The sequence below is a fragment of the Kitasatospora sp. NPDC101155 genome (assembly GCF_044768305.1).
Taxonomy (GTDB): domain Bacteria; phylum Actinomycetota; class Actinomycetes; order Streptomycetales; family Streptomycetaceae; genus Kitasatospora.
In genome coordinates this window covers 1-1,094 of record NZ_JBIWPN010000168.1, presented here as the reverse complement: position 1 = coordinate 1,094, position 1,094 = coordinate 1, and the positions used below count along the sequence as shown (strand labels likewise).

Annotated in this window: 1 protein-coding gene; it reads right to left on the bottom strand. The window is 77.6% G+C overall.

The features are described 5' to 3' along the window. Window positions 1-1,094 (bottom strand): polyketide synthase dehydratase domain-containing protein (locus ACIRYZ_RS46600; RefSeq protein WP_402955879.1); only part of this gene is annotated, 1,094 nt, incomplete at both ends.

Below are 1,094 nucleotides of genomic sequence, written 5' to 3'. Positions count from 1 at the left end.
TCGGCGAACGACGCCACGTCCGCGCCCAGCGTCACCGCCGTCACGCGCTCACCCGCGCGCGACGGCGCGGGCACCCACTCCAGCCGCAGCAGCGAGCCCGCCGCGGCCGCTCCCCGCGCTACGGCGGCCGGCTCGGCCAGCGTCAGGGCCTCGGCCGACAGCACCGGCTCCCCGGCGGCGTCCACGACGGCGAGGGCGAGCGTCTCCTCGCCCGTGCGCACGAGCCGCGCCCGCACCACGGAGGCGCCCGAGGCGTGCAGCGACACCCCGGACCACGCCACCGGCACCAGCCCGCGGCCGTCCGACCGCACCACGGCCGCCAGCAACGCCGGGTGCACGCCGAACCCCGCGGCATCGTCGGCCGCGGCGCCCGGCAGGGCCGCCTCGACGAAGGTCTCCTCGCCGCGCCGCCAGACCGACCGCAGCCCGTCGAAGGCCGGACCGAGGTCCGCCTCCTCCTGGATCCCGGTCAGCTCGGCGACGACCGCGCCCTTCGGCGGCCAGACCGAGGCGTCGAACTCGGCCGTGCGCTCGCCTCGGACGAGTTCGCCCGAGGCGTGCTCCGTCCACGCGGCGTCGGCGTCGGCGTCCGGACGGGAGAAGATCCGCACAGGGCACGCGCCGGAGGCCGTCGGGGCGTCCACCTGGATCTGGACGACGACGGCGCCGTCCTCCGGCAGCACCAGCGGCTCGGCGAGCGTCAGCCGCTCGACCCGGTCGCAGGCGACCTGGTCGGCGGCCCGGACGGCCAGCTCCAGGAACCCGGTCGGCGGGAAGACGGCCACGCCCCCCACCTGGTGGTCGCCCAGCCACGGTTGCGCCTTGAGCGACAGTCGGCCGGTCAGCAGCGTGCCCTCGGCGTTCGCGAGCGCGACGGTCGCGCCCAGCAGCGGGTGCTCGGCGGGCGACAGACCGGCGCCGGTCACGTCGCCGATGCGACGGGCCGGGCGCGGCCAGTAGCGCTCGTGCTGGAAGGCGTAGGTGGGCAGTTCGACGCGCTGGGCGCCGGTGCCGTCGAAGAGCCGGGCCCAGTCGACGGGCATGCCGGTGACGTGCAGCCGGGCCAGGGCCGAGACGAGGGTGTGCTCCTCGGG